Below are 9023 nucleotides of genomic sequence, written 5' to 3'. Positions count from 1 at the left end.
GTGTTCATGGTGCCCCTTCCGGTAACCGCCGCGGTTGTGATGTGTTTCGCAGCGTCCGGGGCGGTTGTTACAGAAGAGACGCCTCTTCTTTATGAGGAGTTGGTGAGGGCTGAGCTAGCGGTTGCGCTTGTCGATCAGGGTTTCGATGAGCTCGACGATCCGCTGCTGACCGGTCGCCGTGGCGTCGAACTTGCCGCGCATCTCGGCGAATCCACGGTCCACCTGGTCGAACCCGCTTTCGACCCGCGCGCGCAGGTCGACGAAATCCTCCCGCAGCGAGTTGAAGCTGCCCACCGTCGCCTGGCGGAAGTCGCGAATTTCGGCTCTGAGCTCGGCGACATCGCGGTCGGCCGCGCCGGCGAGGACCCGGGCCGCTGCGGCCTCCTGCTGCGTCGACCGCAGCCGGCGGTCGATATCGCTCACCGCCGACTCCAGGGAGGTCACCCTGCCTTCGAGGTCGTCCCGGGCCATGCTCGCAAGCCTAGACACGAAGTCGGGCCCCGCAGTGCCCGTCGCCCGAATACCTGTGGAGCGAACTCATGCGGCGCCGTATTTGTCCGCCGCCACTCCGTGCGAACGTGTGGGCGGGCGGGCTTTACCCCAGCCCGCCACAGCTCGGCCAGGCGCCGATGCCCTGGGTGCGAAGAACGTTCTCCGCGACCCGGATCTGCTCCTCGCGCGAAGCCTGATGCGGCATACCGCTGCCACCGTTGGACGACCACGTCGACGGGCTGAACTGCAGACCGCCGTAGTAGCCGTTGCCGGTGTTGATCGCCCAGTTGCCACTGGACTCGCACTGCGCGATCGCGTCCCAGTTGACGCTGTCGGCGTTAGCGGTGCCGGTGCCCAGAGCAAACGGGGCCACGGCCAGCGCGCCGGCAACCGAGGCCACCTTCAGGGCCGTTCCCAGCGTATTGCGGAGATTCTTCAACAAACTTTCCTTTCGCCGAGCATGCGCCAAATCCACGTACCAGGTCCCTGGAACGCGGTTGAGGTCATGCCGTCTCGGTCTGGCACGACAGCGACGGCCGGGGAGAAGCCGATACGGCTCCCGGCCCCGCTCACACGCAGGGTTCGTAATCTGGAATTGGTTTCGGCCTTTTCACGGGCCGTCTAGGACGGTACGCAGCCCCGAGGGGCAATGCACGTGAATGACACGGCCATTTCTTTCAGATAACGGAGCGATCACAACGGTGATTTTCCCGGACCTGACGCAGGTCAGAGCGGCGAGTTGTCGTTAATCCACACGGCGCTCCGCCATAGGCTGGTGTGATACGAATCACACTTGATTTGTGAACGGCCGCACAGCAATGTAATTCACTCGAATAACATTAGTCACATTAATAACAATTGTTTCAGGGCAGGGCCACCCCTGCCCCATTCGTCCCAACCGTCCCGCGGTGGTGGTATCACCGCAGGTCCGAGGGCTCGTTGAGATTGGTCAGGACCATCTCGGACGGCATCGCCACCCGCTCGCACACCACCGCGTCGGCCAGCGCGCGCATGCTGCGCCGCCCCGCCGTGACCAGGTCGTCGATCCGGTCCGCCAGTGCCGTTCGGTAGACGGCCGCCAGGTAGTGGTCCCGGCCGTCCGAGGCCAGCACCACGTCGGCGTCGCAATGCCCGTCGCAATGCCCGTCGCAATGCCCGGCCAGCCGGTCGATGAGGTCGGCGGACAGGTGCGGCATGTCGACGGCGCTGACGAAGGCGCGGTGCACGCCGGCCTCCCAAGCTGCGCGCAGACCCCGGCCCGTCGCCACCAGCGGACCCTCCCCGCGCACCTCGTCGCGCAGGATCCGCGCGTCCAGCGGCGGCAACTCCTGCCCGGGCGCGGCGACCACGAACAGCGGGTCACAGCGCGCCGCCAGCACCGCGACGGTGTGCTCGACCATGGAGACCCCGGCAGTCGGGTGGGGCATCGTGGCCTTGTCCCGGCCCATCCGCCGCGACTGGCCGCCGGCCAGCACCACACCCGCCAGCGGCTCGGCGCCGGGCACCGGCTAGTCCACCGTCCAGGTGTCACGTCCGCGCAGCAGCGCCTGCAGGGCGGCCGGGTCGTGCGGCTTGGCCTCCCGGGCCGAGGCGACCTGCTCGCGGGCGGCGTCGTCGTAGGCGCGGCGGTTCACCTGCCGGAAGATGCCCATCACGGCATGCTCGAGGTTCTGGTCGCTGAGCCGGGACAGGGCGAAGGCGTAGGCGGGGTTGTCGGCGTGGGCGTCGTGCACGACGATCTGCTCGGCCGCGACGTCGGCGGTCTTGGCGACCTCCAGCCCGAATCCGCTCTGCACCACGCAGTATTCGCCGTCGGCCCCGAAGACGATGGGCTCGCCGTGGCGCACGGCGATGACACGTTCCTCGGCTCCCTCCTTGCGCAGCACGTCGAAGGATCCGTCGTTGAAGATCGGGCAGTCCTGCAGGATCTCCACCAGTGCAGCCCCCCGGTGGGCCGCGGCGGCCCGCAGCACCTCCGAGAGGCCCTTGCGGTCGGAGTCCATCGCCCGGCCGACGAAGGTGGCCTCGGCCCCCAGCGCCACCGACACCGGGTTGAACGGCTGGTCCAGCGAGCCCATCGGGGTGGACTTGGTGATCTTGCCGACCTCCGAGGTCGGCGAGTACTGGCCCTTGGTGAGCCCGTAGATCCGGTTGTTGAACAGCAGGATGGTGATGTTCATGTTGCGGCGCAGCGCGTGGATGAGGTGGTTGCCGCCGATGGACAGCGCGTCGCCGTCGCCGGTGACCACCCACACCGACAGGTCAGGTCGGGCCAGGGCCAGGCCGGTGGCGATGGTCGGGGCGCGGCCGTGGATGGAGTGGAAGCCGTAGGTCTCCAAGTAGTACGGGAACCGGCTGGAGCAACCGATGCCGCTGACGAAGGCGATGTTCTCGCGTCGTAATCCCAACTCCGGCAGAAAGTTCCGGATGGTGTTGAGGATGACGTAGTCGCCGCAGCCGGGGCACCAGCGAACTTCCTGGTCGCTGGTGAAGTCCTTCGGCTTCTGCGGGCCAGCAGCGGCGGGAACTCCCGCCGTCTTCGACGGGCTCAAGCCCAGGTCGGCTCCGATGGTCATGCGCCCGCCCCCGCTCCGACTCCGGCCGCCTCGGTCACCGTCACCGCGGTGAGCCTGGCGAATTTGGCCTTGTCCGTTTCGATTTCACCCAGCGTCCCGTCCAGGGCCGCGTCGATGACCGCTTCGACCTCATCGGCCCGGAACGCCATGCCAGCCACCTTCGTGACCGACTGCACGTCCACCAGGAACCGGCCCCGCAGCAGCAGCGCCAGCTGTCCGAGGTTCATCTCGGGAAGCACCACCTTCGGGTAGTGGCGCAGCACCTCGCCGATGTTGGCCGGAAGCGGGTTGAGGTGGCGCAGTTGGGCGTGGGCGACGTTCACCCCGCGCCGCCGGGCGCGCCGGCAGGCCTCGCCGATCGGTCCGAACGAGCTGCCCCATCCCAGCATCAGCAGTTCGGCGTCACCGGTCGGGTCATCTACCGCCAGGTCCGGCACCGCGATCCCGTCGATCTTGGCCTGCCGAAGCCGGACCATCTGGTCGTGGTTGGCGCCGTGGTAGGAGATGTCACCGGATCCGTTGGCCTTCTCCAACCCGCCGATGCGGTGCTCCAGCCCCTCGGTCCCGGGCACCGCTATCTGGCGGGCCAGGGTCTGCGGGTCGCGCGCGTAAGGAGCGAAATCCGTTCCCGCAGCGACGAATCCGGTGTCGATCGGTTCAAAGGATTCGACGGCGGGAATCCGCCAGGGCTCGGATCCGTTAGCGATCGCACCGTCGGAGAGCAGGATCACCGGCGTGCGGTAGGTCAGCGCGATCCGGGTGGCCTCCATGGCGGTGTCGAAGCAGTCCGACGGCGAGCACGGCGCCAGCACCGCCACCGGGGACTCGCCGTTGCGGCCGTACATGGCCTGCAGCAGGTCGGCCTGCTCGGTCTTGGTGGGCAGACCGGTGGAGGGTCCGCCGCGCTGGACGTCGATGATCAGCAGTGGCAGTTCGGTCATCACGGCCAGCCCGATGAACTCCGACTTCAGCGCCATGCCGGGCCCGGAGGTGCTGGTGACCCCCAGCGCACCGCCGTAGGAGGCGCCCAGGGCCGCCCCGATCCCGGCGATCTCGTCCTCGGCCTGGAAGGTCAGCACGTCGAAGTTCTTGTGCTTGGACAGCTCGTGCAGGATGTCCGACGCCGGGGTGATCGGGTAGCTGCCGAGCACCACCTGCACGCCGGCCAGTTGCCCGGCGGCGACGATTCCGTAGGCCAGCGCGGTGTTGCCCGAGATCTGCCGGTACTCCCCCGCGGGGAGCCTGGCCGGGGCGACCTCGTAGGTGGTGGCGAAGGCCTCGGTGGTCTCGCCGTAGTTCCAGCCGGCCCGCAGCGCCAGCACGTTGGCCTGGGCGATCTCCGGCTTGCGGGCGAACTTCTCCTGAATGACGGCCTCGCTGTGTTCCACCGGCCGGCCGTATATCCAGGACAGCAGGCCCAGGGCGAACATGTTCTTGGCCCGCTCGCCGTCCTTCTTCGACACCCCGCTGGGCTCCACCGCGCCCAGCGTCAGCGTGGTCATCGGCACGTCGTGCACGACGTAGTCGGACAACTCGCCGCTGTGCAGGGGGTCGGTCAGGTAACCGACCTTGGCCAGGTTGCGCTTGGTGAACTCGTCAGAGTTGGCGATCACGGTGCCGCCCCGCGGCAGGTCGGCCAGGTTGGCCTTCAGCGCCGCCGGGTTCATCGCCACCAGGACGTCGGGGCGGTCGCCCGCGGTGAGGATGTCGAAGTCGGCGATCTGGATCTGGAAGGACGAGACGCCGGGCAGGGTGCCCTGCGGAGCACGGATCTCGGCGGGGTAATTCGGTTGTGTCGCAAGGTCATTGCCGAACAGGGCGGCCTCGGAGGTGAACCGGTCCCCGGTCAGTTGCATGCCGTCGCCGGAGTCGCCGGCGAATCTGATGACGACCTTCTCGATCTTCTGTCTGTCGTGCGCAGCGCCATTGCTGCTTGGACCCACGTCGCCGCCTCTCGGTCGGGGTACGACGAAAACCTGCTCAGTGACCGCCATTATTGCACTTTTCTCAGGTAAGTCACAGCACCCCCCGTTCGCGACGCGCCGCTGGACACCCGTCAAAGCCACAGCTCAGTGCAGCAGACCCCCTCCGGAGGCAGCCGCGGCGGGAGTTCGGCCGTCACCGAATCCTAAGAAATCGGACCCGCAGCTCCGCCCCTCGGCGAGGATGGTCTGGTGCCCGAGCCCTTCCCCGAACCGCACTGGGGGTCCGAGCAGATGTCGCCGCTGTTCGCCCCCGCGTTCCGGTTCGCCTCCTCACGCGCCGGGTCCCGGTTCCTGCGGATGCTGGTCCCGCTGGACCGCCGCGTGCTCGCGGCGACCCGGGGGAAGTACGCCCTCTTCGGCCCGACCGCACTGCCTCCTCTGCTGCTGACCACCACCGGACGCAAGTCCGGGCTGCCGCGGTCGACGGCGTTGAACTACCTGCGTGACGGCGATCGGCTGCTGGTGCTGGCCAGCAACTTCGGCCAGACGCAGCACCCGGCGTGGTCGTCGAACCTGCTGGCCCAGCCCGCGGCGACGGTGGCGATCGCCGGCACCGAGATCCCGGTGACGGCCGAACTGCTCAGCGGAGGCGAGCGCGACCGTGCCCTGCAGAAGTTCCTCGCCTACCCGATGTACCGCGCCTACCGCACCCGCACCACCCGTGAACTGCGGCTGTTCGCGCTGTCACGAGCCTAGATTGCTTCTCGCGGGCCTAGATTGGACGCATGCGGATCGGCCCACCTAAGACGTCGGCCGCAGGTGTGCCCGCCGTCCTGGTCGCGCTGAGGCGCAGCCTGGCCCAGATGGGTGCGGTGCGCACCGTCACCACGCTGGGCGGTGTCAACCAGCGCGACGGCTTCGACTGCCCGGGCTGCGCCTGGCCCGAGCCGCCGGGCGGGCGAAAACGGTTGGAATTCTGCGAGAACGGCGCCAAGGCCGTCGCCGAGGAGGCTACCCGGCGGGTGGTCACCCCGGAGTTCTTCGCCCGCCACCCGGTGTCGGACCTGGCGGCGCGGCCGGAGTACTGGCTGTCCCAGCAGGGCCGGCTGACCCACCCGATGGTGCTGCGCGAGGGCGACACCCACTACCGCCCGATCGGCTGGGAGGCGGCCTACTCGGTGATCGCCGAGCACCTGCACGCCCTGGCAAGTCCCGACGAGGCGGTGTTCTACACCTCCGGGCGCACCAGCAACGAGGCCGCGTTCCTCTACCAGTTGATGGTCCGCAGCTTCGGCACCAACAACCTGCCGGACTGCTCCAACATGTGCCACGAGTCCTCCGGCACGGCGCTGACCGAGTCGATCGGCGTCGGCAAGGGATCGGTGACCGTGGAGGACATCGCCCACGCCGACCTGATCGTGATCGCCGGCCAGAACCCGGGCACCAACCATCCCCGCATGCTGTCGGTGCTGGAGCAGGCGAAAGCCAACGGCGCGCGCATCGTCGCGGTGAATCCGCTGCCCGAGGCCGGCCTGATCCGGTTCAACGACCCGCAGACCGTCCGCGGCGTCCTGGGCCGCGGGACGCCGATCGCCGACGAGTTCGTCCAGATCCGCCTCGGCGGCGACATGGCGCTCTTCCGCGGCCTGGTCAGGCTGCTGCTGGAGGCCGACGACCGGGCTCCGGGCAGCGTGGTCGACCGGGAGTTCATCGACGCCCACTGCCATGGTTACGACGAATACGCAGCCCTGGCCCGTGCTGTCGACCTCGACACGGTGACCGGGGCCACCGGTGTCGCCCGCGCGCAACTGGATCGCGTCGCGCACATGCTGGCCGCGTCCCGGCGCACCGTAGTCTGCTGGGCGATGGGCCTGACCCAGCACACCCACGCGGTGGCCACCATCGGTGAGATCACCAACGTGCTGCTGCTGCGCGGCATGATCGGCAAGCCCGGTGCGGGGGTGTGCCCGGTGCGCGGGCACTCCAACGTGCAGGGCGACCGGACCATGGGAATCTGGGAGAAGGCGCCGGAATCATTTCTGACGGCACTGGATTCGCGCTTCGGCATCACGGTGCCGCGCCGGCACGGCCACGACACCGTCAACGCGATCCGCGCGATGCGCGACGGCCGGGCCGCGGTGTTCATAGGCATGGGCGGGAACTTCGCCTCGGCCACACCGGACACCGAGGTGACCGAGGCCGCGTTGGGCAACTGCGCGCTGACGGTGCAGGTGTCGACCAAGCTCAACCGCAGCCATCTGGCCTGCGGTCGCACCGCGCTGATCCTGCCCACCCTTGGCCGCACCGACCGCGACCTGCGTGACGGCCGTAGGCAGGTGGTCTCGGTGGAGGACTCGATGTCGATGGTGCACCTGTCGCGCGGCAGCCTGCCGCCGCCCGGACCCGAGGTGCGCAGCGAGGTCGCGATCATCTGCGGCCTGGCCCGCCGCCTGCTCGGTCCGGGCCATCCGGTGCCGTGGGAGCGCTTCGCCGCCGACTACGACAGCATCCGCGACGAGATCGCCGCGGTGGTGCCCGGCTGCGCGGACTACAACCGCCGGGTGCGCGAGCCGGACGGCTTCCAGCTGCCGCACCCGCCGCGGGACGCGCGCGAATTCCCTACCGAGACGGGCAGAGCCAACTTCGCCACCTACCCGCTGCAGTGGGTTCCCGTTCCGCCGGGGCGGCTGGTGCTGCAGACCCTGCGCAGCCACGACCAGTACAACACCACGATCTACGGCCTCGACGACCGCTACCGCGGGGTCCACGGCGGCCGCCGGGTGGTGTTCGTCAACCCCGACGACATCGCCGCCCTCGGCCTGGCCGGGGGCCAGCACGTCGACCTGGTCTCGGAGTTCGGCGCCGGAACGGACGTGCAGGAGCGCCGGGCCAGGGACTTCGTCGTCGTGCCCTACCCCACCCCGGCCGGCAACGCCGCCGCCTACTACCCGGAGACCAACCCGCTGGTTCCGCTGGACCACGTCGCCGCGAAGTCGAACACCCCGGTCTCCAAGGCGGTCGTCATCAAACTCGAAGCGGCCCGATGGGCCGGGTGACCGCCCGGCGGCGGGTCAGCCACCTCTCCGGGGATACCGCCACCGAGCGGGCCGACACCCTGGTGGTCGAGGAACCGCTGGAGATCCGCCTCAACGGATCGGCCGTCACCGTCACCATGCGGACGCCCGGCTCGGATTTCGAACTGGCGCAGGGTTTCCTGCTCACCGAAGGACTGATCACCGGCCGCGACGACATCGCCACGGTGCGGTACTGCGCGGGCGCCGGAGACGAAGACGGCCTGAACACCTACAACGTGCTCGACGTCGCCCTCACCCCGGGCGTGGAGCTACCCGACCTCGACGTCACCCGCAACTTCTACAGCACCTCATCGTGCGGAACCTGCGGCAAGGCATCCCTGGAGGCGGTCCGGCTGTCCAGCCGGCACTCCCCCGGCGATGACCCGACGACCGTAAGCGCCGCGATCCTCACGGCGCTTCCGGACCGATTGCGCTCTGCCCAAAAGGTATTCGCCACCACCGGCGGCCTGCACGGCGCGGCACTGTTCGGACCCGACGGCACGCTACAGGTGGTCCGCGAAGACATCGGCCGGCATAACGCGGTCGACAAGGTGATCGGCTGGGCGCTGGAGTCCGGCCGCATCCCGCTGGCCGGGACGGTCCTGCTCGTCAGCGGCCGGGCCTCCTTCGAGCTGACGCAGAAGGCGGTGATGGCCGGTGTGCCGGTGATCGCGGCGGTCTCAGCGCCGTCCTCGCTGGCGGTGGATCTGGCCGCCGAGTCGGGGCTGACCCTGGTGGCGTTCCTGCGCGGGGACTCGATGAACGTCTACACCCGCCCCGACCGCATCACCTGATCCGGCGAGCAGACGCAAACTCGCACGGCAGGCCGGGGTTTTGTGCGAGTTTGTGTCTGCTCGCCGGATCAGGTGATGCGGTCGGGGCGGGTGTAGACGTTCATCGAGTCCCCGCGCAGGAACGCCACCAGGGTCAGCCCCGACTCGGCGGCCAGATCCACC

General features: G+C 69.0%; 8 protein-coding genes and 1 pseudogene. 3 read left to right on the top strand and 6 right to left on the bottom strand.

The genetic code is table 11. The features are described 5' to 3' along the window. Window positions 1–114: 114 nt before the first annotated feature. The 5 genes and pseudogenes from ACKOQ4_RS17345 to ACKOQ4_RS17325 all read right to left on the bottom strand — a co-directional run bounded on the left by ACKOQ4_RS17345 (window position 115) and on the right by ACKOQ4_RS17325 (window position 5062). The gene (locus ACKOQ4_RS17345; RefSeq protein ID WP_526293829.1) at window positions 115–471 is read right to left on the bottom strand and encodes a hypothetical protein; all 357 of its coding nucleotides are present in this window, start codon (window positions 469–471) and stop codon (window positions 115–117) included. A gap of 124 nt (window positions 472–595) precedes the next feature. After that, window positions 596–829 (bottom strand): annotated as a pseudogene (locus ACKOQ4_RS17340) (transglycosylase family protein); the annotation flags it as partial. A gap of 580 nt (window positions 830–1409) precedes the next feature. Continuing rightward, window positions 1410–1997, bottom strand: a complete 588-nt coding sequence (gene mobA / locus ACKOQ4_RS17335) for a molybdenum cofactor guanylyltransferase (protein ID WP_526293828.1) — start codon at window positions 1995–1997, stop codon at window positions 1410–1412. A gap of 3 nt (window positions 1998–2000) precedes the next feature. Continuing rightward, the gene (locus tag ACKOQ4_RS17330) at window positions 2001–3068 is read right to left on the bottom strand and encodes a thiamine pyrophosphate-dependent enzyme (RefSeq protein ID WP_526293827.1); all 1068 of its coding nucleotides are present in this window, start codon (window positions 3066–3068) and stop codon (window positions 2001–2003) included. Then, entirely contained in the window at window positions 3065–5062 is a 1998-nt protein-coding gene (locus tag ACKOQ4_RS17325) for a 2-oxoacid:acceptor oxidoreductase subunit alpha (RefSeq protein ID WP_526293826.1), read from the bottom strand. Before ACKOQ4_RS17325 ends, ACKOQ4_RS17330 begins: the two co-directional genes overlap by 4 nt. 180 nt (window positions 5063–5242) lie before the next feature. Here ACKOQ4_RS17325 and ACKOQ4_RS17320 point away from each other — a divergent pair, with 180 nt between their 5' ends. Genes ACKOQ4_RS17320 through fdhD form a run of 3 tightly spaced genes read left to right on the top strand, consistent with a single transcriptional unit; the run spans window position 5243 to window position 8861 of the window. Continuing rightward, the gene (locus ACKOQ4_RS17320; protein ID WP_526293825.1) at window positions 5243–5749 is read left to right on the top strand and encodes a nitroreductase family deazaflavin-dependent oxidoreductase; all 507 of its coding nucleotides are present in this window, start codon (window positions 5243–5245) and stop codon (window positions 5747–5749) included. Between the two features lie 29 nt (window positions 5750–5778). Beyond that, complete coding sequence (locus ACKOQ4_RS17315) at window positions 5779–8049, top strand: FdhF/YdeP family oxidoreductase (RefSeq protein ID WP_526293824.1); 2271 nt, start codon at window positions 5779–5781, stop codon at window positions 8047–8049. Continuing rightward, the gene (gene fdhD / locus ACKOQ4_RS17310; RefSeq protein ID WP_526293823.1) at window positions 8037–8861 is read left to right on the top strand and encodes a formate dehydrogenase accessory sulfurtransferase FdhD; all 825 of its coding nucleotides are present in this window, start codon (window positions 8037–8039) and stop codon (window positions 8859–8861) included. Before ACKOQ4_RS17315 ends, fdhD begins: the two co-directional genes overlap by 13 nt. 68 nt (window positions 8862–8929) lie before the next feature. On the opposite strand, the gene ACKOQ4_RS17305 is transcribed toward fdhD, so the two are convergent. Beyond that, on the bottom strand, window positions 8930–9023 hold a 94-nt coding region (locus ACKOQ4_RS17305; protein ID WP_526293830.1), incomplete at its 5' end, for a formate dehydrogenase accessory sulfurtransferase FdhD.

It is taken from the genome of Mycobacterium sp. (genome assembly GCF_046095365.1).
Taxonomy (GTDB): Bacteria; Actinomycetota; Actinomycetes; order Mycobacteriales; family Mycobacteriaceae; genus Mycobacterium.
Note: the sequence above shows the minus strand (reverse complement) of the source record. Positions and strands in the feature narration are given on the sequence as shown.

Bases quoted from the DNA above. Each gene is read 5' to 3' on its own strand.
- ACKOQ4_RS17345 (WP_526293829.1), bottom strand. From the start codon at position 471: ATGGCCCGGGACGACCTCGAAGGCAGGGTGACCTCCCTGGAGTCGGCG.
- ACKOQ4_RS17330 (WP_526293827.1), bottom strand. From the start codon at position 3,068: ATGACCATCGGAGCCGACCTGGGCTTGAGCCCGTCGAAGACGGCGGGA.
- fdhD (WP_526293823.1), top strand. From the start codon at position 8,037: ATGGGCCGGGTGACCGCCCGGCGGCGGGTCAGCCACCTCTCCGGGGAT.
- ACKOQ4_RS17325 (WP_526293826.1), bottom strand. From the start codon at position 5,062: ATGGCGGTCACTGAGCAGGTTTTCGTCGTACCCCGACCGAGAGGCGGC.
- ACKOQ4_RS17315 (WP_526293824.1), top strand. From the start codon at position 5,779: ATGCGGATCGGCCCACCTAAGACGTCGGCCGCAGGTGTGCCCGCCGTC.